This window comes from Saccharopolyspora sp. NPDC050642 (assembly GCF_040654735.1).
GTDB classification, from domain to species: domain Bacteria; phylum Actinomycetota; class Actinomycetes; order Mycobacteriales; family Pseudonocardiaceae; genus Saccharopolyspora; species Saccharopolyspora elongata.
This window is the reverse complement of sequence record NZ_JBFAIN010000032.1, coordinates 76,379-96,423: the sequence shown is the minus strand read 5'-3', so window position 1 is coordinate 96,423 and position 20,045 is coordinate 76,379. Positions and strand designations below refer to the sequence as shown.

18 protein-coding genes and 1 pseudogene are annotated in these 20,045 nt (G+C 66.4%); 7 read left to right on the top strand and 12 right to left on the bottom strand.

Annotated features, from left to right (window positions below):
- Positions 1 to 220 precede the first annotated feature (220 nt).
- The 9 genes from AB0H93_RS33945 to AB0H93_RS33905 form a co-directional block, all read right to left on the bottom strand.
- Entirely contained in the window at positions 221 to 535 is a 315-nt protein-coding gene (locus AB0H93_RS33945; RefSeq protein ID WP_358578520.1) for a nuclear transport factor 2 family protein, read from the bottom strand.
- Positions 532 to 1,122, bottom strand: coding sequence for a hypothetical protein (locus AB0H93_RS33940; RefSeq protein ID WP_358578518.1), 591 nt, complete (start codon positions 1,120 to 1,122; stop codon positions 532 to 534). The genes AB0H93_RS33945 and AB0H93_RS33940 overlap by 4 nt, the downstream gene beginning before the upstream one ends.
- A 24-nt stretch (positions 1,123 to 1,146) precedes the next feature.
- Positions 1,147 to 1,956, bottom strand: coding sequence for an SDR family NAD(P)-dependent oxidoreductase (locus AB0H93_RS33935; RefSeq protein WP_358578516.1), 810 nt, complete (start codon positions 1,954 to 1,956; stop codon positions 1,147 to 1,149).
- A gap of 10 nt (positions 1,957 to 1,966) precedes the next feature.
- Positions 1,967 to 3,340, bottom strand: a complete 1,374-nt coding sequence (locus tag AB0H93_RS33930) for a phenylacetate--CoA ligase family protein (RefSeq protein WP_358578514.1) — start codon at positions 3,338 to 3,340, stop codon at positions 1,967 to 1,969.
- Positions 3,337 to 3,996: a TetR/AcrR family transcriptional regulator gene (locus tag AB0H93_RS33925; RefSeq protein WP_358578512.1), complete on the bottom strand. Its 660-nt coding sequence runs from the start codon at positions 3,994 to 3,996 to the stop codon at positions 3,337 to 3,339. The genes AB0H93_RS33930 and AB0H93_RS33925 overlap by 4 nt, the downstream gene beginning before the upstream one ends.
- 1,025 nt (positions 3,997 to 5,021) lie before the next feature.
- On the bottom strand, positions 5,022 to 6,035 hold the full coding sequence (locus AB0H93_RS33920; protein ID WP_358578510.1) for a D-cysteine desulfhydrase: 1,014 nt from the start codon (positions 6,033 to 6,035) through the stop codon (positions 5,022 to 5,024).
- A gap of 446 nt (positions 6,036 to 6,481) precedes the next feature.
- A complete protein-coding gene (locus tag AB0H93_RS33915; RefSeq protein ID WP_358578507.1) occupies positions 6,482 to 7,252 on the bottom strand; it encodes an amino acid ABC transporter ATP-binding protein in 771 nt (256 codons plus the stop codon).
- Positions 7,253 to 7,326: 74 nt separating this feature from the next.
- A complete protein-coding gene (locus tag AB0H93_RS33910; protein WP_358578505.1) occupies positions 7,327 to 8,058 on the bottom strand; it encodes an amino acid ABC transporter permease in 732 nt (243 codons plus the stop codon).
- A 119-nt stretch (positions 8,059 to 8,177) separates the two neighbouring features.
- Entirely contained in the window at positions 8,178 to 8,981 is an 804-nt protein-coding gene (locus tag AB0H93_RS33905; RefSeq protein WP_358578502.1) for an ABC transporter substrate-binding protein, read from the bottom strand.
- Between the two features lie 218 nt (positions 8,982 to 9,199).
- Between AB0H93_RS33905 and AB0H93_RS33900 the strand changes: the two genes are divergently transcribed.
- The 4 genes from AB0H93_RS33900 to AB0H93_RS33885 all read left to right on the top strand — a co-directional run bounded on the left by AB0H93_RS33900 (position 9,200) and on the right by AB0H93_RS33885 (position 13,317).
- Positions 9,200 to 10,111: a LysR family transcriptional regulator gene (locus AB0H93_RS33900; RefSeq protein WP_358578500.1), complete on the top strand. Its 912-nt coding sequence runs from the start codon at positions 9,200 to 9,202 to the stop codon at positions 10,109 to 10,111.
- Positions 10,112 to 10,218: 107 nt separating this feature from the next.
- Positions 10,219 to 11,364: a cystathionine gamma-synthase gene (locus AB0H93_RS33895; protein WP_358578497.1), complete on the top strand. Its 1,146-nt coding sequence runs from the start codon at positions 10,219 to 10,221 to the stop codon at positions 11,362 to 11,364.
- Positions 11,365 to 11,429: 65 nt separating this feature from the next.
- Positions 11,430 to 11,984, top strand: a complete 555-nt coding sequence (locus tag AB0H93_RS33890) for a cysteine dioxygenase family protein (protein WP_358578495.1) — start codon at positions 11,430 to 11,432, stop codon at positions 11,982 to 11,984.
- Between the two features lie 79 nt (positions 11,985 to 12,063).
- A complete protein-coding gene (locus AB0H93_RS33885; RefSeq protein WP_358578493.1) occupies positions 12,064 to 13,317 on the top strand; it encodes a pyridoxal phosphate-dependent aminotransferase in 1,254 nt (417 codons plus the stop codon).
- Between the two features lie 1,079 nt (positions 13,318 to 14,396).
- Here the strand turns inward: AB0H93_RS33885 and AB0H93_RS33880 are convergent.
- Positions 14,397 to 14,758: pseudogene (locus AB0H93_RS33880) on the bottom strand (transposase); the annotation flags it as partial.
- A gap of 132 nt (positions 14,759 to 14,890) precedes the next feature.
- On the opposite strand from AB0H93_RS33880, the gene AB0H93_RS33875 reads away from it, so the two are divergent.
- Positions 14,891 to 15,451: a hypothetical protein gene (locus AB0H93_RS33875; protein WP_358578490.1), complete on the top strand. Its 561-nt coding sequence runs from the start codon at positions 14,891 to 14,893 to the stop codon at positions 15,449 to 15,451.
- A 798-nt stretch (positions 15,452 to 16,249) separates the two neighbouring features.
- On the opposite strand, the gene AB0H93_RS33870 is transcribed toward AB0H93_RS33875, so the two are convergent.
- Entirely contained in the window at positions 16,250 to 16,627 is a 378-nt protein-coding gene (locus AB0H93_RS33870) for a response regulator transcription factor (RefSeq protein WP_358578488.1), read from the bottom strand.
- Between the two features lie 274 nt (positions 16,628 to 16,901).
- Here AB0H93_RS33870 and AB0H93_RS33865 point away from each other — a divergent pair, with 274 nt between their 5' ends.
- Both AB0H93_RS33865 and AB0H93_RS33860 read left to right on the top strand, forming a co-directional pair.
- Positions 16,902 to 18,185 (top strand): glutamate decarboxylase, encoded by a 1,284-nt coding sequence (locus tag AB0H93_RS33865; RefSeq protein ID WP_358578486.1) that lies wholly within the window; start codon positions 16,902 to 16,904, stop codon positions 18,183 to 18,185.
- Between the two features lie 16 nt (positions 18,186 to 18,201).
- The gene (locus tag AB0H93_RS33860; protein ID WP_358578484.1) at positions 18,202 to 19,134 is read left to right on the top strand and encodes a nitrilase-related carbon-nitrogen hydrolase; all 933 of its coding nucleotides are present in this window, start codon (positions 18,202 to 18,204) and stop codon (positions 19,132 to 19,134) included.
- Position 19,135: 1 nt separating this feature from the next.
- Here the strand turns inward: AB0H93_RS33860 and AB0H93_RS33855 are convergent, their stop codons facing one another.
- Entirely contained in the window at positions 19,136 to 19,906 is a 771-nt protein-coding gene (locus AB0H93_RS33855) for a 5-oxoprolinase subunit PxpA (RefSeq protein ID WP_358578482.1), read from the bottom strand.
- Positions 19,907 to 20,045: the final 139 nt, after the last annotated feature.

Genomic DNA, 20,045 nt, shown 5'->3' with positions numbered 1-20,045 from the left:
AGTCAGCGACGACATGCATGACGGCTTCCTCCAACTCGCTCACTGCATGGTCCTCGCCGCCAAACTCCCCACATCAGCATTCTGAAAGAACCCCTAAAGACGGTCTGCGCAGGTCACGCGGCGCGTTCGTACTCGTGAAGGATGCCGCCGAGGCGCTCGTGCCTGCGTATTTTGAGGCGGGCTATCTGGTCCAGATCGATGATCGGCGTGGGCAGTGGATTCAGTGTGCCTTGGTGACGACCACCGTGGCGCGGGTGCGGGGCTCATCCGCGTCGGTCTCGTCGAACACGAACCCGCACACGTGGTGCAGGACGGGATTGACCCTCGGCATCCCCGACTCGGCGAAGTCGCGAAGCTCGGCCGCGCCTTGGAAAAACGCCCGCTGATCATGCTGGTCGACGAGAACGACCTCGAAGATCCCGTCCTCCGTGAACACTCCGACGAAGCCGTCGACGTCCCCGGTGTCGTAGGCGTGGGAGTAGCGGCCGGTCGTCTGCTGGATCGCGAAGCGATCGTCGACGTCGAGATCCGTCACCGCTGTCCGGCTTCCGCGTCGTCGGGACCGACCCACGGGTTGACGGGACCGGTGAGCAGGAAGCAGCTGTCCGGCATCGTGCGCGTGCCGTCGTCCTGCGAGAGCGCGGTCGCCGTGGCGAGATAGAGCCCCTTCGCGTAGTGCCGCACCTCGTCCACGAGGTCGGTGGTACCGGCCACCTGTTTGTTGAACGCCGTGTACCGCATCATCAACGACGGCCTGCCGTCGACGAACGACTCGCCGATATCGGTGGCGAACCGGCCCTTCCGGGTGTACCGGTAGCCGTCCCCGCCTTCCCCGAGCTTGCGGAAGATGTTGTAGCCCTCGCCGGTGGAATCGCCGTTTGCCTTGTACGCCTTGCCCAACCAGTAGCCGCGCGCCGACTCGTCCCGGTAGAACTGGGTGGCGGCGTCCCGGATCTCCTCCGGGGAGATGTGGAGAATGGGCATGTAGGCCGCGTACTCCCCGTCGAGCTCCCCCATCCCGGGAGCGGGCAGGTTCTTCCACAGCTCGAACAGCTCGTGCTGCGGTAACGCCAGCAGCTGCTGGAGGCCGATGGCCGGGCAGGGGTCGATCTGCTGATCCATTGCTGCCTTTCTTCGGAATTCGGTTCAGGAAGCGGCGGCGGTTTTCTGGGCCGCGGGACCCGCCAGCCAGCCGCCGTCGATGGTGTGGACGCTGCCGGAGATGAACGACGCGCTGTCACTGGCCAGGAACGCGGCCAGGTTCGCGACGTCCTCGCCGCGTCCCATCCGGCCGAGCGGGAACCGGCTGCCCACGTCGCGTTCCTCGCCCATCTTGCGCATGAAGTCGTTGCTTGCGATGTACCCGGGGCAGATGGCGTTGACCCGGATACCGACCGGCCCCAACTCCAGCGCGGCGGTCTTGACCAGGCCGAGGACTCCGTGTTTCGACGCCGAGTACGCCGACGCCATCCGGACGCCGATGAGCCCGGCGGCCGACGAAGTGACCACAATGGATCCGCCGCCCGCGTCACGCATGGCCCGGCCCGCCGCCCGCATGCCGAGCATGACGCCGCGCAGGTTCACCGCCATTGTGCTGTCCCATGCCTTCAGCGAGAAGTCGAGAACCGTGGCGGGCTGCGCGGATTCCGGGTCCATGGCCGCGGCGTTGAGATGCGCGATGTGCACGGCGCCATAGCGGGCGACCGTCGTGCTGACCATCGAGTCGTTGTCCTCCGGGGAGGCGACGTCGACCCGCAGCGCGAACGCCTCGCCGCCGGCGGCGACGATGTCCTTGGCCGTCCGCTCGGCGGTTTCGGCGTTGATGTCGGCGCAGCACACCCGTGCTCCCTGGGCGGCCATCGTCGCCGCGGACGCTGCCCCGATGCCGGACCCGGCCCCGGTCACGATCGCCACTTTCCCGCTGAGCGAGGCAAATCCTTGATGTGCTGTGGTCATTGGCGGCTCCTTATTGCGCGCTGAGTGGGATGATCCGGCGGAACTTGCCACCGGGCGACTGTTGTGGTGGCTCGTCGGCACGTTCGAGCGTGACGTGGTCGGCCTTGTGCTCGGTGAGCAGACGAGTGATCTCGTCGCGCACGGCCTGCCATACGCGGTCGGTGTCGGTGCCCTGCCTGGTTTGCAGGCGTACGCGCAGTGCGGAGGGCGACGTCTGGACGAGCTGGAACCGGTCGATGCCGGGAGTGCGGTCCAGCAGCGTGCCGAAGAGCATGGGCGAGATGCTGACGTGCTCGCCGCGATCAGTGGGGAAGGTGAGCATGTCGGCGGCGCGACCCGCTACCCGGATGGCCGGCAGCGGGTTGCCGCAGGGGCAGGGGTCGGGGCGGAGCAGGACGCTGTCGCCGAGGTCGTAGCGCAGGAACGGCTGGACCCGGTTGGCGAGGTTGCTGATCAGGACCGTGTGCGACGGCTGCCCCGGCGGGACCGGCCGGTGGTCGGCATCGACCGGCTCGGCCACGGCCCAGTCGCTGTTGACGTGGTACCAGCCGTGCGCGCAGCCGACGCTCAGGAAGCCGCACTCGGTGGCGGCGTAGGCGGCATTGACCTTCGCGTGGAACGCGGTCGCGAGCCGTTCCCGGATGTCGGCGGTCAACGTCTCACCGCCGGGAATGATGAGCGCCGGGCGGATGCGCAGGCGGCCGGCTTCCTGCTCCCCGGCCAGCTGCGTGAGCACACTCAGGAAACCGGCGAGGCTGGCGGGGTTGTACCGGTTGAGCTCGTCGACCAGCGCCGGCAGCGGCTGGTCTGTCGGGAAGACCCGCATGATCCGGCTGAGCCGCGGGCTGTCCCGGCGGAACCGCTCCGTCGAGGCGATGGTGTAGAAGTGGCCGGCGGGTGCACTGACGACGGCTATGCGGCCCCCGTGGGCGAGCATACGGCCGAGGTCACGGACCCCCAGCAGGCCACGGGAGCGTGACCCAAGGGCGTTGGGCACGGCCAGGTTCCGCTCGTCCAGGACGAAGAGGCCGCGGACACCGCTGGTGCCGGAGGTGGTGGCCACCAGGTACCGGTCCAGGAACGGGGCGCCGACGAGGTCGGGATCGGCGACGAACGCCTCGACCCGCTCGCGGGTCACCCGGCGGTCGGTGACCCAGTCGTCGAAGTGCCCCATCAGCGTCTTCTTGTCGGTGACCGGGAGCAGTGCCGGATCGTCGACCTTGTCTGGCAGGCCGCGATACAGCTCGCGGTAGTACGGCGAGTTCGCGCGGGCGTAAGCCACCATCTCGGCCAGGCGGGCGCGCTGCCGTCGCGCGATCGCCTCGGCGCCCTGCCGCATGTCTCGTCGTGCGTCGCGTGCGAGGCGCCGGACGCTTTCGGTCATGATGAGCTGGTCCTCTCTCCGGTGAGATTGGGGCTTCCGGCGGACGGCCGCACCGAAAGCAGGCCGTGCTGGGCGATGTCGAGGCCGTGCTGAGCGGCTTCCCACAGCTCGTCCTGCGACCGGTCCAGCTGGACGCTCGCCAGGCCTGCCTGCTGGATGGCGCCGATCACGGCGCCGGTCATCGCCGCCGCGGTGACCGGGTCGAGCTGGCCAGGGAACACCTTCAGCAGCTCACCGGCGATCCGCTGCTGCAGGTCCAGCAGCAGGTACAGCCCCTTGGCCTGGAGCGCCGGCGTGGTCAGCGCCAGCCGGGCCGCCGCCGACAGCTCTACGGGCTCTCTGGCTGGAACCTTGGGCCGGCGGTGGGCGGCGTACGTCTGGATCGCCCTCACCAATACCTCGCCCGGGCTCTCCTCCGGCCGGCGTTCCGCGATCGCCTCGAACAGCACGTCGAAGTCGGGTGCGGCGTCGTTGAACAGCACCTCGTCCTTGCTGCGGAAGTAGTTGAAGAACGTCTTGGGATCGACATCCGCCGCGGCCGCGATCTGCGCCACCGTGGTCTGCTCGTACCCCTGCTCTTCGAACAACCTGACGGCCGCCATGACGATCCGCTGTCTGGTCAGCTGCTTCTTCCGTTCGCGCCGTGACTCTTGCACGGCCCCAACGTACATCTCATAGAAACTTCCAGCAACTGGAAAAATCTATGAACTGGAGTCAAAACAGGGCGCGCTAGGGGATCACCGAAGGAAGCGACATGTCGAAGTGAGCACGAGCCGCGCTCAGCGGCGTCCGCGACGACCGGGACCAGCTACGGCGGTGCTATGGCGGGGATGCAGTGGTACTCGTGCCTGTCACGCAAGCTGCGGCGGGTAGCAGCGTCCGCGGGCCCGGATAACCGCATCGCCTGAACCATCAACCCCGACGGAGCGTGATCTTGATGCGGGTTCGCCCCTCGGTCTCGCACGTACTTGGCGGTTGCTGGTGCGCCCGGACACAGTGCTGCGCTGGCACCGCGACCTCATCGCACGCCGCCATGCGACCGCTTCCAAACCAAAGCGCCCGGGCCCGGCCACGCACCGTCTGTTCCATCCAGGCTTTGGTGCTACGCCTGGCAAAGGAGAACCCCAGTTGGGGATACCGCCGACTTCACGGCGAATTGTTGGTCCTGGGAGTGAAAGTAGCAGCCTCGACCGTCTGGGAGATCTTGCAGGCGGCTGGGATAGACCCGGCGCCCGAGCGCGCCTCCAGCACATGGGCGGACTTTCTGCGTTCCCAGGCCGACGCCTTGCTGGCTTGCGATTTCTTCGAGACCGTCACCCTGTCCGGTTCGAGGATGTACGTCCTCGCCGTCATCGAGCACACCACCCGGCGGATCCGGATCCTGGGCGCCACCGCACACCCGACCGCCGCGTGGGTCGCCCAAACCGCAAAGAACCTCGTCATGGACATCGAGGACGCCGACAGCCGGGCGCGGCTCCTGATCCGGGACCGCGACGGCAAATTCCCCGCCTATTCGATACCGTCCCGTCGGATACGAGGATTGAGGTCGTGCTCAGCGGTGTCCAGATGCCGAGAACGAACTCAATCATGGAAAGGTGGGTACAGACGTGCCGACGCGAACTGCAAGCTGGGAGCAGATCTGGAGCACCAAGATCTACATCGATTTTGTCACGGAGGCCGATCAGGTCGTCGACGGCGAGAACGTCGAACGGTACGCGAAGAGGCCGACGCTGCCCCCAGTGTGCAGGAAGACAACGTTCTCCTCCGATTTGAATCGCCCCTCCGCGATGTTGCCGAGCAACCCTGCGAATGCCTTTCCGGAGTACACCGGGTCCAGCAGGATGCCCTCGGTGGTGGCCAGCAACCGGACCGCCTCCACCATCCCATCCGTCGGCACTCCGTAGCCGCCGCCCACCCACCGATCGTCGACCAGCACGGCGTCTTCGGGGAGATGGATGTCCGCACCGCACTTTGCGGCAGTGTCCTGCGCGAGCTGATGCACCAAGGAGCGCTGCAGATCTTCATTCCGCGAAACGCAGACACCCAGCACCTTGGCGTCGTGGCGGAGCAGTCTGAGACCGGCGACCAATCCTGCCTGGGTGCCGGCGCTGCCCGTGGCGTGCACAACCCAGTCGATCGGGATCGGGGCCGCGTCGAGCTCCTCGGCGCAGGCGACGTAGCCAAGCGCCCCGGTCGGGTTGGACCCGCCGACAGGAATGACGAACGGGCGCCGACCCTCGCCCCGCAATCGCTCCGCCAGTTCTTCCATCGCAGCCTGCATATCAGTGCCAGTCGGCAGACGGTCCACGATCTGGGCCCCGAGGATTTCGTCGAGCAGCACGTTGCCTGATCGCTCGTAGTCCTCGTCGCTTTCCTGCCGGCACTCCAGCAACAGGCTGCAGTGCATTCCCGCCAGGACCGCCGCGGCCGCGGTCTGCCGCGCGTGGTTCGACTGGATGGCGCCCTGGGTGATAAGCGTGTCGGCGCCCTGTTGAAGCGCTTCGCCCACCAGGAATTCCAACTTCCGCGTTTTGTTACCGCCGGTGGCCAGCCCCGTACAGTCGTCCCGCTTGATCCACAGCAACGGAACGCTGCGATACGTGCCGCGCAGCCGGTCAGTCAGCCGTGTCAATGGTTCCAGAGGCGTCGGGAAGTGTCCCAACGGATACCGCGGATAACGCACCAGTGCAACCATCCTACCCTTTCCTCGATCAACATCATGTTGGTACTACCTAATTCCATTGAGCGTTTTTCATCTTGGCTGGTGCCCTGGATACCTGCTGAAAACCACCCTTGACACTACGCCGACGATGTCCGGCGCAGGTACCGGTGCGCGGCCGGTGATCCTAACGCCGGACACCTTGCGATCTCCCGCTCCTTCTGGTGTCGTGGCAAGTATTATTCCTGTTCCTGGTGGAGACCGCCTGGTCGGCGTCAGCAAATTTTGTTCATCGCGATCCTGATTTGCTGACCGGTCGACCACCGCGTCCCCAGCTTGACAGGGGGACCGGTGAAGCAGCACTTGAGTCCGATCCACCAGTATCGCGTACGCGATTTTCGCGGATTGCGAGCAGGTTTCTGTGCGTACCGATCAAGATATGTCTCGGTCTGCAAAAACCCTTGGACGACCGGCATTGAATCCTAGGCAGTGTTTTCCGTCGCGGTGTTCATCTTCTCCGCGTGGACAACCCTGGACAAGAACGACCGAGTCCGTTCGTGCCGAGGACTGCCCAGAACCTCGTGCGGTGGGCCCTCCTCGACGACGACGCCGCCGTCCATGAAGACGACGCGGTCAGCGACGTCGCGTGCGAAGCCCATCTCGTGCGTCACGACCATCATCGTCATCCCGTCGTCGGCGAGGCCGCGCATCACCCGCAGCACCTCGCCGACGAGTTCGGGGTCGAGTGCGCTGGTCGGCTCGTCGAACAACATCAGCTCTGGCCCCATGGCGAGCGCCCTGGCGATGGCGACTCGCTGTTGCTGGCCGCCGGACAGTTGTGCGGGATAGCTGAGTTCCTTTTCCGCCAGGCCGACCCGGGCCAGGTTCTCCCGAGCGATTCGAACCGATTCGGCCTCCCCACGCTTGAGTACCTTGCGCTGGGCGATGGTCAGGTTCTTCAGTACGTTCAGGTGCGGGAAGAGGTTGAACTGCTGGTACACCATGCCGATCCGGCGGCGCACCCGGTCGATGTCCACGTCGGGATCGGTGATGTCGACGCCGCCGACGAGCACACGCCCGCTGCTCGGCTCCTCCAGCAGGTTGGCACAGCGCAGCAGTGTGGACTTGCCTGAACCGGAGGGCCCGATGACGCACACCACCTCCCCAGGCGCGATGCTGAAGTCAATGCCGCGCAACACGTCCAGGGGACCGAAGGACTTGTGCAGACGCTGAATCTCGATCGCGGCGGTCATGTCGGCGTCCCTGCCTCTTCCGATGCTGGTTGTCCGGGTCGGTCCTGCTGGCTTGGTCACGGAGGACATCGGCGTCACCTGGCCGTCGCGTGCCGAGCTTCGAGGCGGCGCACCACGTAGCCGAGCGGGATGGTGATCAGCAGGTAGCACAGGCCTGCTACGAAGATCGGTGTCGTGTTCGCCTGCTGGCTGGCTAGGTCGCGCCCGAACTTGGTGAGTTCCCGCTGTCCTAGCGTGACGCCGAGGAAGAGCACGAGCGAGGAGTCCTTGAACAGCAGGACGAGTTCGTTCGTCAGTGGCGGCACGATGATCCGGAATGCCTGGGGCAGCACGATCGTCCGCATCGCCATACCGTGCGACATGCCCAGGGTGCGGGAGGCTTCCAGCTGTCCGCGTGGGACGGCTTGGATGCCGGCCCGGATGGTTTCAGCCATGTATGCGGCGGAGACCAGTCCGAGGGCGCAGGCGACCTGACCGTATGCGCCACCGGGAAAGGTGAGGCCGGGGAAGGCCAGGGGTACGCCGACCCCGACGAAGATGAAGATGAGCAGGGCGGGCAGTCCGCGGAACAGTTCGATGTAGGCCATTGCGACCCATCGGTACGGTCCGACCGAGGACAGCCGCATCAATGCGATCAGTAGACCCAGCACGAGGCCTACGGCGAATCCGGCGACCGTGTAGGTGATCGTGTTGAGCAGGGCCACCGTGATCAGGTCCGGGAAGAGTTGCAGCGCTACGGACGGTTCCAGGAACTGCTGACCAAGCCGTTGCCAGTCCGCGAGGACACCGACGAGGACCAGGGCCACGACGAATACCGCGTACTGCGCGTTGCGGACCAGCAGCCGCCTGCGGCGTGGTGACCGCCAGCGACGCGCGCCGGACAGAGGTTGCGGTGACTCGGGGGCCACTTCCGGGGCCTGGGTACTCATGGTCCCTCCGCTCCGGCCGGCATCGGCCCGACCCACTGCTCGTAGAACTTCTTGTAGGTCCCGTCCTGCTTCGCCTGCTGGATCGCCTTGTTGATCATCTGTAGCAGTTGCGGGTTTCCGTCCTTCTTCACGGCGAAGCCGTAACGTTCGCCGGTTTCCAGGTTGGCCGCGAGCTGGAACTTCTCGGCGTTCGCCGGGTCCTTGAGCCAGTTCTGCACCACCGGGTAGTCCTGGATCACCGCGTCGACCTGGCCGGTGCGCAGGCCGTTCAGCTCTGCGTCGGAGCTTTCGAAGGACTGCGTGTCCACATCGTGGCCGTGTGCGTAGTCCTCGCCGGTGGTCGAGGACTGCGAACCCAGCTTGAGGTGGTGGGCCTTGATGTCGTCGATCGAGGTTGCCGCGACGCCTTTGCGGACCAGTAGCGCCTGCGTGGCGTTGAAGTAGGGATCCGAGAAGTCCAGGTTCTTCTTGCGCGCGTCGATGATCGTCATGCCCGCTGCCGCGATGTCGCATACCCCTGCGTTGAGGTCGGCGCCGGTCTTGATGGTCTCGAAGGGCTTGTCGACGATGACCTGCTGGACGCCGAGCTGCCCGGCGACGAGATCGATCATCGCCACGTCGAACCCGACGACCTTGTTGTCCTTTTCGAACTGGAACGGCGGGTAGGGCAGATGGGTGCACGTGGTGAGCTGGCCTGCCTTGACCAGCTTGACGCCGTTGGCAGTGGTGATACCAGCATTACCGGATGCGCATGCGGGCACTAGCAGGGTGAGCGCGGTGACGAGCGTGGCCAGGGCCATGCGAGAGGTCGGTGTACGAGAAGGATTCATCAAGTCGCCTTGTGTTCTCAGGGAGCGCGAACCGCTCCTGACCGGTATACGGCGAAAGAGATGCAGCGGCGGGAGGGATCGGCGCCGCCTATCGGTACGAGTGGGTTGCGCAACGATCGCCCAGGATCCCGATCGAAGTCCAGACATGACTTATTTACACCTCCCAAAGAAATGCTTATTGTTCGGAGATGTTCGACTCGAGGCATGTATGGGTGTTCGACGAGGTCGTGCGCACCGGCTCCTTCGCCGCGGCGGCAAGGAATCTCGGTTACACGCAGCCGGCGATCAGTCAGCAGATGAAGGGACTTGAGCGCTCGGTGGGCACACCGCTGTTCGTGCGGGCGGGCCGGGGGCTTCGGCTCACCGAGGCCGGCGAGGTTCTCGCGCGCCACGCCGAAGGCATCCTCGGATCGATCTCCTCCGCGCAGAACCAGATGACCGCGATCACCCGCTTGAAGGCCGGCCGCATCCGGATCTGTGCGTTCCCCAGCGCGAGTGCGACGCTGATCCCGCCGACCGTGGCGTCGATCAAGGCTCGGCATCCTGGAATCCGAATCGAGCTGCTGGAGGGCGAGCCACCGGCGTCGGTCGACGCCTTGCGGCGCGGCGACTGCGACATCGCCCTGGCGTTCACCTACGAGGCCGCGAGCGAGCAACCCGACCCGGACGAGCTGTTCACGCTCGAACTGCTCGACGACCCGCTGATCGTCCTGCTGCCGCGGAGCCATCCGCTGGCCCGGCGGCGATCGGTCGAGCTGGCCCAGCTCGCCGAGGAACGCTGGATCGCCGGTTGCGTGCGCTGCCGGAGCCACTTCGTCCAGTCCTGCGCGGCGGCCGGTTTCGAACCGGATATCGACTTCACCACCGACGACAACCTCGCCGTGCAGAGTCTGGTGGCCGCCGGGTTGGGCATCGCCGTGATGCCGAGCATGGTGCAGTCGTTCATCCGTCACCCGAAGATCGTCAGCCGGCCGGTGATCCCTGCGGACTCCCGGACCGTCGCGGCGTACACGCTGGCCGGTCACCAGAACGTCCCGGTCACCCGGCTGATGCTGGAGGCGTTGCAGCAAGCCGCCGATGAGATGCACGGGGATGGGTGAACGCTGGGACACAGCTCGTGCGTTTCCCCAGACATAAGCGGTAGCCGCTACGACGGCAAGAATCTCGAAGTAGACCGCATGGGTCGTTGCCCGGCAGGCTCATGCCCATGACACAGCTGCACGGGTTCGAAACCCTCGCGATCCACGCTGGACAGGAACCGGACTCGGGCACCGGCGCGGTGGTTCCGCCGATCTACCAGACCTCGACCTACAAGCAGGACGGTGTGGGGGCGCTGCGCGGCGGTTACGAATACAGCCGGGCGGCCAACCCGACGCGTTCCGCGCTCGAGGAATGCCTTGCGGCGCTGGAAAACGGTACGCATGCCAACGCATTCGCCAGTGGGCTGGCGGCCGAGGACGCCGTGGTCCGTGCGGTGTGCGCGCCGGGAGACCATGTGATCATCCCGGACGACGCCTACGGCGGATCGCTCCGCCTGTTCACCCGGGTGCTCGCCCGCTGGGGCCTGACCACGACCCCGGCCCCGCTGGCCGATCTCGCCGCCGTCCGCGCGGCTATCCGCCCGGAAACCCGGCTGATCTGGTGCGAGACACCAACAAACCCACTGCTGGGCATCACCGACATCGCCGGCCTGGCGAGCATCGCCGCGGACGCGAACGCGCTCCTCGCCGTGGACAACACCTTCGCTTCGCCGTACCTGCAGCAGCCCCTCACCCTCGGCGCGGACATCGTCGTGCACTCCACCACCAAGTACGTCGGAGGCCACTCCGACGTGGTGGGCGGCGCCGTGATCGTCCAGGACGCCGAATTGGCCGAGCGTATTCACTTCCATCAGTTCGCCGCTGGGGCCATCGCCGGGCCCTTCGACTCGTGGCTGACCCTCCGTGGCGTGAAGACCCTGGGTGTGCGGATGGACCGCCACTGCGACAACGCCGAACGGATTGCCGCGGCGCTCGACACGCACCCCGCCGTGCACGAGGTCCTCTATCCGGGGCTGCCCAACCACAGCGGCCACGACCTCGCCCGCAAACAGATGCGGCGGTTCGGCGGCATGATCTCCTTCCGGCTGGCCGGTGGCGAGCAGGCCGCACTCGCTGTCTGCAACAAGACGCGGATTTTCACGCTCGCCGAATCCCTGGGCGGTGTCGAGTCGCTGATCGAGCACCCGGCGCGGATGACGCATGCCTCCGCTGCGGGCACCCCGCTCGAGGTGCCCGGCGATCTCGTCCGGATTTCGGTGGGGATCGAGAACGTCGACGACCTGATCACCGACCTGCTCGACGGCCTCGGCTGACGCTCCTCGTTGGCCTCGGCGCAGCCCTCTCGTTACGTCCATTGCACCTGTTGATCGGAGTCCACATGACCTCCGCCCCTGCCATGCACCGCACGCCGCTTCTCGCCGAACTCGTCTCCGCGGTGCGCGACGTCGTGTGTCTCGAGCGGTCACCCGCCGAGTCGGCGCGACTCGTGGCCAGGCAGCTCGAACCCTTCCTGGCACGACCGAATCTGCTACCCGCCGAGTACCGCGCGGGCGACCCGGAGCGGTACCGACAGCACATCGTGCACGCCGAGCCGGACGGCAGCTTCTCCGTCGTAGCACTGGTCTGGCAACCCGGACAGCAGACCCCCATCCACGATCACGTCGCCTGGTGCGTCACCGGCGTCTACGAGGGCGCGGAGACCGAGCGGCGATACGAACTGCGCGGGGAGGGCGCCACCGCCCGTCTCGTCCCGGCCGCCGACGTCGTCAACGGACCCGGGACCGCATGCGGCTTCGCCCCGCCCGGCGATATCCACCTAGTGCGCAACGCCGAGGAGTCGACGGTGATCTCGGTCCACGTTTACGGCGCCGACATCAGCAAGCTGGGCACGAGCGTGCGCCGGTTGTACGACCTTCCCGTGTCGGAGAGCTGATCCGACGCCCCGGCGAATCGGGCACCGCCGCCCGGTCGAACCCCACACCCGCATTTTCCCTTGGATTCCAGGAGAACCCGTGGTTTCGCGCTCAGCGACCCTCGCCCTCAATGACGCTATCAGCGCGCGTCGCGCGGCGGGCGAGGACATCATCCACCTCGGCTTCGGTGAAGCCGGTCTGCCCGTACTCCCCGAAGCAGCCGCCGCGCTGGCGAAGGGAGCCGGTGAGAACTCCTACACGCCCGTCGCCGGGACGGTCTGGGCTCGCGAATCCGTCGCCGGATACCTCTCGCGCGGGGGTCTGCCCACCGCCGCCGACCAGATCCTGCTTGCCCCGGGCAGCAAACCACTGCTGTATGCCGCACTCGCCGCGCTGCCCGGCGACGTCGTGTTGGCTGCCCCGTCATGGGTCACCTATGCGGCGCAGATCCGGCTGACCGGCAAACGCGCGATCCCAGTGCCGATCCCGGCCGCCGCAGGCGGTGTCCCCGATCCCGACCTGCTCGAGCCCGCACTCACCACCGCCCGCGTCGGCGGCGCCGATCCACGGATCGTGATCCTCACCCTCCCGGACAACCCCACCGGAACCGTGGCGAGCGCCGAGTTGATCCGCCGCATCTGCGAGCTCGCCGACCGGCATGACCTGACCATCATCAGCGACGAGATCTACCGCGACCTCGCCTATGACCCCACCACGGTGCACAGCCCGGCGACGCTGGTACCGGACCGGACAATCGTCACCGGCGGCCTGAGCAAGACCATGTCGCTTGGCGGCTGGCGCGTCGGTTACCTGCGCACCCCGCCTGGACCGACCGGACAGCGCATCGCTGATCGGATCGCCGGAATCGGCAGCGAGCTGTGGTCCTGCCTCGCCGGTCCCATGCAGGCGGCGGCTGCCTACATCTATGACGCACCACCCGCTGTCACCGGGCACATCGCGGCAAGCCGACGGCTGCACGCGGCGGTGGCCCGCGCGACTCATGCGGTGTTCACGAAGGCGGGTGCCGCCTGCCGGGAGCCGCAGGCCGCCTTTTACCTGTATCCCGACCTCGAAGCCCTGCGCCCCGTGCTGGCGGCCCGCAGCATCGAGACGGGAGTCGCGCTCGCTGATCACCTCCTCGACGAACACGGCATCGGCGTCCTGGCTGGCGAACACTTCGGTGACGCACCGGAGAGCCTGCGCTTCCGGGTAGCGACGAGCCTCCTCTACGGGCGGACCACCGACCAGCGCTGGACAGCACTGCACAGCGACGATCCGGTGTCGCTGCCGTGGATCTCAGGCGCCCTGGACCGGTTGGCCGGCGCCCTCAAAACGCTCGGTACCCACCGCTGATCCGCCGATCAGATCTCAACGGCCCTAGCGCATCAGGCCAACTGAGTCGGCCAGCGAGCGTCGCGGGCCCGCCCGATGCACAGCGATCCGAACACCGCACAATGACAGGAGAGCCAGATATGACGATTGATCGCTATTTCTGCTGGTCAACACGGGCGCGCCGGTAGCTGTGTGGTGCCAGCGCTATCAGGTGTATGGGTAGGTCCGGCCGAGGAGTTGATTTCCATAGGGCGGTGATCAGGTCATCAATTTTGGCGCTGGCGATGGGAGGAAAGTGGGAGGAATGTGCTGTCCTGGACTGTGTTGTACTGCGCGCAACGTCGGCGATCTGCACCGATTTGTGCTGCGGTTTCTTGGTCTTTGCTGGTCAGTGTCTCTTGTGGACATGTCTGGGGGTCAAGGGGTCGCAGGTTCAAATCCTGTCAGCCCGACCGCGGGAGAGCCCGCTGACATGGCACAAAAGTGCAGGTCAGCGGGCTTTTTCGTGCCCGGTTGTGGATCTTGGGTGATCGTCCCGAGGGGTGCCGTCTCGATTTTTCGGCATTTTTGGAGGATTTTGAGAGGATCGGTTTCGCGGATCTGAAATGGGGTCGCGCTGTGGGAGGCGCCGCTGTTCACTCGCGTGGGTGGTTTCGGTGTGCGCTGGACGCTTGGCACTGATCACGCGGAGATGTGGATCTGGCCCTCGATGACCATCGACCCGGCGAGCTGGATTATCAGGTTGTTGGCCATCGGTACACCTGCCCATCGGGTGTGGTGAACACTGGCCTTGGACAAGCTCCACGGTCACAGGCGAGTGCCCGACTGTGTCTGAGGGAGGGACTTGACCCCCTGCCAGGGGGAGGGATCCCCGAACCGGGGATTCGTCTCCATGGTGGCGATGCTAGCGCTGGAGGTTTCGGCTGTCCGAAAGATCCAACCAGTTTTCTTGGGAGCTTGGCTCGATTTGACGCAGTCGTCGTGTGCGTTCGTGCCCCGGGCGCGGCACATGCAGCAATCACATCAGGCTTGACCTGGGGGTTTTCAGTTCTCGTGATTTGGTTGGCCTGTGCAGTGCTCTGAGGGAGTTTGACGGCTCTTCACAGACGGGGGTGTAGTCGCGGCTGAGACCGCCGGTCTCGAGCAGGGACCTGGCGATGTAGTTGGTGAGGTTGCGGAAGCCGAGAGCGGAGCCGCGTAGGTGTTCGAGTCGTCCGTTGATCGCTTCGGTGGGTCCGTTGCTGGTGTCTGGGCGGTCGAAGTAGGCGAGCACGTCGTCGGCGCGCTTCTTCAGTGTCCGGCCGAGCGTGACGAGCTCGGTGAGGGCAGCCGGGACGCCGGCGCTGGGGGAGTCGATCAGCTTCTCCATCAACTCCTTGCCAAGCTTGCGGTCAGGTTCGCGGTAGGCGGCGATTATCCGCTGGTAGATCCCCCAGGTCGCCTCGACTTCGACGTGCGTGTCGCCGTGGCTCTCGGCGTCGAACAGGTCGACGAGGCGGTCCTTCTGCCGCGCATAATCCGGTATGTGCGGCAAAAGACGTTGTGATCCTTGAAATCTGGTCGGTGGCCGCGCCGCTTGGGAGATCATCCGTGGGTGTCTCCTGATTCTGATCCCATCCAGTGGCTCGTCGTCGTTGCCGCCCTGGTCCAGACGGCGGCAGCGGTCATCCAAGTCCGTCAAGGCCAGAACGCGGGCCAGTCCACTTCTCCTGCCGCAGCGGTAACCGTTCCGGTCAAGCTGGGGCTGCTGGGCTCCGTGGTCAGCGTGCTGTGGGTCGCGGGGTTCAACTACCTCCACGAGCGCCGCGAGCTCGGCGACTGGGTCTTCTACGCGATCCGTGACGAGTTCCAGAACGCCACGTTCCTGAAGTTCTTGCTCTTCATCGGCGACCTCGCGATCCCGGTTCTGGGGTGTGCCGCGGTTGCGGCGCTCCTCAAGGCGATAGCCGTTGGACGTCTGAACATGTCGCAGACGCTCGTGAACTTCGTGGCGCTGACAGCCAGCTCGGCGAGCATGTTCGTCGCCGTCGGCCTCATGTACAGCTTCGGGTCCAAAATCATCTGGCCAGCGATCGTGATTGGCATCCTGGCCGGGCTTCAGGTGGACATCGATCAGCCCGATACCGAGGCCAGCCCCGACACTGAGCGCTCGTAAGAACAATCGACGCCCGGACCTTGGCCTGCGGCTCGGCTGTCGCGAGCACTCGTCGCCGTCGAATGCGTCGCTGTACCAATAGACGATGACGAGCTGTGGAGTCAGGCGTCGCCGATCCGGATGGGACTGCTCGCTGGTGAGGTAGGAAGCCGCCTCGTCGCGGAGGCAGCAGGGCAGATCCAACGGCGGTGGCCAGCGTGCATCGCCAGTGCCCACGGCTGTGTCCATTCGTTATCCGGCGGCCCTACCACGTGCACCGCGGGCTGGAGTGCTGCGACATCGCTTCGCTCATGTCCGCCTTATCGGCACGGTGGCCCGATGCCTGAATTGATCAACGGATGGACGCTGTGGCACCCCCCTCAAACGGAACCGAGCCGTGGCCACCAGATACGACAAGCTTGCCGTCCGCCGGGAGGCAGCCGTCACCATCACAGCGATCAACGAATGGCTCCCGTGATTTCCGAAACAGACCTAGCGGACCGGATCGACGCAGGCGGGTAGCTCGGCGCGTTGAACCGATGCCGCCGATTTGTCAAGCCGAGATCGTCACCGACGCCGTAGTCCACGGCGCCGCCTCGCAGCGCCGCGTACCCGACTCCGCTGGGAGTCGCGTGAGTCGGGCTAGCTGTCGTGGCTCGGCGCACGCCCCCTGGAACACCAGTATCTCGTTCGAGGCTCGAGGTGAATCCCGGCCTCGGCCGAAAAGGCGTTCCTGCTCCCGCATCGGTTGTCGGCCAACTCGTACAGCCGGCCTGGCACCCCAGTTGCTCTGTCGACCTCATTCCGCCGCGGAGTGGGCTAGGTGTTGCGCCCCAAGGCTTTCACGACCGCTGAAGTTCGATCGCCCACGCCCAGCTTGGTGAAGATGTTGCGGAGGTGGTTCTTGACCGTGCGCTCCGATATGCCCAGCGACCGTGCGATCTCCCTGTTGGAGTGGCCCCGAACGAGCTGGTCGAGCACCTCCCGTTCCCGCTTGGTCAGCGGGGACAGCACGTGGCCGTTCGCAGCGACTTTGGGAAAACCGTCGTTCTCGTCTGGTCGGGTCAGCTCGATCCGGAGCGCAGCAAGCTGACCGACCTGGTGCAGGACCTGGCGCATCGCGCGTGAATGCTCAACGGCCTCGTGCAGCAGGGCGGTTATCGCCCGGTCTAGCGCCCGGTCGTGGGAACGGGCCATCAAACGCCTCCACTCGGGCGGTTCGGCCGGGGTCGCCCGGCACCCGGTACGTCGATCAGCACTTCCTATTTCGCCACGCGACCAGCGGGAATAACTGAAACGCCGATCAAATCGCTCGGATGCCACAGGAGATACCCCAGACGGCCCAGCACGGCCGGGTGGGTACGGCACTAGTACGAATGCGCTGGGCCGAATTGTTCATGGCGCTTTGCTCCTGATCGCTCGTAGCGTGACCGATGTTGTCGCACACCACCAGCAACAGGAGTGTTCAACCATGTCTGCTCTGGCGAACGCGGCCGAGGAACCGTTATGTTCCTCGACTCACCTTCGGCGTGGGATCCCGGATTTCGGAATGGCCGCGGATGCGGCGCTGAATGCCGTGGCGGGCAGGTTGCGCGGCGGCTGCCGTCCGGAGCGGAACCTCGCGACCTTCCTCACCACATCGATCGAACCGGAGGCCCATCGAGTCTACCGAGCCTACCTGAACTACAACCTCGTTGACCGCGAGCAGTACCCCGTGATGGATGAGCTGCTCCGCGAATGCGTGCGGATCATCGGCTCGTTGTGGCACGGGGATGCGCGGCGAGTGGTCGGCAGCGCCACCACGGGGTCCAGCGAGGCCGCCCTGCTGGCCGGGGTCGCCCTGCTGCGGAGCTGGCAGGCACGCACCAGGGGCGAGCTGTCCCGCCCGAACCTCGTCATGGGTGCTGGCGCGCACGCCTGTTGGAAGAAGTTCTGCCGCCACTGGGGAGTCGAGGCCCGCATCGCCCCGGCCAGGGCTGGGCGGCTGGCCCTCGACGGCATCGCGGCCGCGGACCTGTGTGACGAGGGGACCATTGGCGTCATCGGCGTCCTGGGGTCCACTCTGGACGGGCGCTACGAGCCGATCGCCGAGATCGCGGCCGAGCTGGACAGTCTCGCCGAACAGCGCGGGATCGACGTGCCCATGCACGTCGACGCGGCCTCCGGCGGGCTCATCGCACCGTTCCTGGACACCGAGCTCCGCTGGGACTTCCGCATCCCGCGGGTGGTGTCGATCAACGCCTCCGGCCACAAGGCGGGCATGGTCCTGCCGGGCTTGGGCTGGCTGCTGTGGCGCGACCGGGGCCGGCGCCGTCCCGAACTGGGGATTCGGATCAACTACCTCGGCGGCGACGACACCCACTACGAGCTGAGTTTCTCCAGATCGGCAGCGCCCGTGGTCCTTCAGTACTACAACTTCATCCGCTTCGGATTCGCCGGTTTCCAGGCCGTGCACGCCCGTTCCAGGTCGCTGGCGCGACAGCTGGCCGACCGCCTGCACGACACTGGGCGGTTCCGGCTGCTCGGAGACGGCAGCGAACTGCCGGTGGTGGCACTGACCGCGGAGCCGCCGATCAAGTTGCGGCGGTTGGCGATGCACCTGGCCGACCGCGGCTGGGCAGTGCCCGTCTACACGCTTCCGCCCGAACTGGACGAGGTCGAAGTGATGCGCGTCGTCGTCCGCAGCGACTTCACGCCGGAGGCGGTTGAAGACTTCACGGCCGCTGTCGAAGAGTTCATCTCCACTGTGAATTGATCGGAAAAGGAGAACCATGCGTCCCGTCCGAATCACCAGCAGGTTGGTCGACCGCGAACCACCACGGCCCGGCACCGGAATCCGGGTCTCGCTCTTCCAGGGCGAGAACCGGGCGGGTTCGCCGACCGCGAAGGCGGAGAACCTCGCCAGGATGGAGGAAGTCCTAGTCCTGGCGGCCGGCTACGACTGCCAGCTCTGCGCGTTCCCCGAGTGCTTCAACACCGGCTACGCGCTCGGGCGCGAGCAGTGCGAACTGCTGGCGGAGCCGTCCGACGGCCAATCCGTCCAGCTCGCCCGGAAGTTGTCCAAGCTGCACGACGTCGCGATCGTCCTGCCCTACGTGGAGCGGGCGGAAAGCGGTGCCTTGCACGATTCGGTGGCCGTTGCCGCAGACGGCGAGCTCATCACCAACTACCGGAAGACACACCTGTACGGCGCCGCCGAACGCGCGAACTTCACCGCTGGTGACGAAATTCCACCGGTGGTCGAGGTGAACGGGTTTCCGATCGGCTTGCTCAACTGCTACGAGTGCGAGTTCCCGCCGCTCTACCAGAGCCTGGTCCGGCGCGGCGCGCGTTTGATCGTCGGTCCGACGGCCGCGGACCGGCACTTCACGCTGGAGGACGGGACTCCGACGCTGGTTCCCTATCCCGATGCCACCGAGCACATCATCCCCGCGATGGCGGCCGTGTGGCGGGTGTTCGTCGCCTACGCCAACCGTCGGGGTTGGGAGGTCTCGGAACGCGGGCAGTGGGAGTACCGGGGCAATTCCGGCATCTGGGCGCCGAACGGCACCGCGGTGGTGAGCGCCGGTCCGGAGGAGCGCGCGGTGGACTCGTTGCTGGTGGCCGACTGCGTGCCGCACATCGTGCCGCCGTTCAGCCCGGAAGGAGATCACCTGGGCGATTCGCGCATCGAGGCCTCGGACGACCTGATGCCGGCTGGCTGACTCAGGACCGCGCGTCCGCGACCTCGGCCATCACAGCCAGGCGCACCCCCTCGGCGGCGAACCGGTCGCGAATCGCCTCCGCGATCTCCGCCGCGTTCGGCCGGTCGCCGTGCAGGCAGATCGTGTCGGCGTCGACCGCGATGGGCGTGCCCGCGACGGAGGTCACTTCGCCGCGGAGCACCGCCACCGCCTGGTCCGCGCAGCGCTGCGGGGACTTGGCCCGGGGATCCGGCTCGATGATGATGTGGCCGGATTCGTCGTAGTCCAGATCGGCGAACGCCTCCCGCACCACCGGGAACCCCCGCTCGGCGAGACGTTCGGCCACCGGTCCGGCAAGGAGCACGACCCGAACACCGGGGGCCGCAGCGGCGAAGGCCTCCACCACGGCTTCGGCGACGGCGTCGTCCCTGACCGCCAGGCCGTAGAGCGCACCGTGCGGTTTGACATGGGAGATCACGGCACCGTGGCGGGCGGCGATCGCCTGCAGTGCGCCGAACTGGTACAGGCACGCCCGGGCGGCTTCCCCCGGGCTCATCGACAAGGCCCGTCTGCCGAAGCCGATGAGGTCGGGGAAACCAGGGTGCGCGCCGATCGATGTCCGGCCGTCACGCGCCAGTTCGACAGAGCGGCTCATCGTCGCCGGATCCCCGGCGTGCCAACCGCACGCGATGTTCACGGACGTCACGAGCGGGATGAGGCGGGCGTCATCACCGAGCCGCCACCGTCCGAAGCTCTCCCCTGCGTCAGCGTTGAGATCGACGAGAGTGCGCAACTGGTCACCTCCAGGTCGGCCGCTGATGGTAGATGTCGGGGCCCCCGCACGCAGGGCGGTCACAACACCACCTCACCCGAAGGTGCCTCACGCACGCACGACCAAGCTGCGCGCAGCGGTCCCGCGGCGCATTCTCAAC

Coding starts and splice junctions, on each gene's coding strand:
- AB0H93_RS33940 (WP_358578518.1), bottom strand. CDS start 1,122: ATGGATCAGCAGATCGACCCCTGCCCGGCCATCGGCCTCCAGCAGCTG.
- AB0H93_RS33935 (WP_358578516.1), bottom strand. CDS start 1,956: ATGACCACAGCACATCAAGGATTTGCCTCGCTCAGCGGGAAAGTGGCG.
- AB0H93_RS33930 (WP_358578514.1), bottom strand. CDS start 3,340: ATGACCGAAAGCGTCCGGCGCCTCGCACGCGACGCACGACGAGACATG.
- AB0H93_RS33920 (WP_358578510.1), bottom strand. CDS start 6,035: ATGGTTGCACTGGTGCGTTATCCGCGGTATCCGTTGGGACACTTCCCG.
- AB0H93_RS33915 (WP_358578507.1), bottom strand. CDS start 7,252: ATGACCGCCGCGATCGAGATTCAGCGTCTGCACAAGTCCTTCGGTCCC.
- AB0H93_RS33905 (WP_358578502.1), bottom strand. CDS start 8,981: ATGGCCCTGGCCACGCTCGTCACCGCGCTCACCCTGCTAGTGCCCGCA.
- AB0H93_RS33900 (WP_358578500.1), top strand. CDS start 9,200: ATGTTCGACTCGAGGCATGTATGGGTGTTCGACGAGGTCGTGCGCACC.
- AB0H93_RS33895 (WP_358578497.1), top strand. CDS start 10,219: ATGACACAGCTGCACGGGTTCGAAACCCTCGCGATCCACGCTGGACAG.
- AB0H93_RS33890 (WP_358578495.1), top strand. CDS start 11,430: ATGACCTCCGCCCCTGCCATGCACCGCACGCCGCTTCTCGCCGAACTC.
- AB0H93_RS33870 (WP_358578488.1), bottom strand. CDS start 16,627: ATGGCCCGTTCCCACGACCGGGCGCTAGACCGGGCGATAACCGCCCTG.
- AB0H93_RS33865 (WP_358578486.1), top strand. CDS start 16,902: ATGTCTGCTCTGGCGAACGCGGCCGAGGAACCGTTATGTTCCTCGACT.
- AB0H93_RS33860 (WP_358578484.1), top strand. CDS start 18,202: ATGCGTCCCGTCCGAATCACCAGCAGGTTGGTCGACCGCGAACCACCA.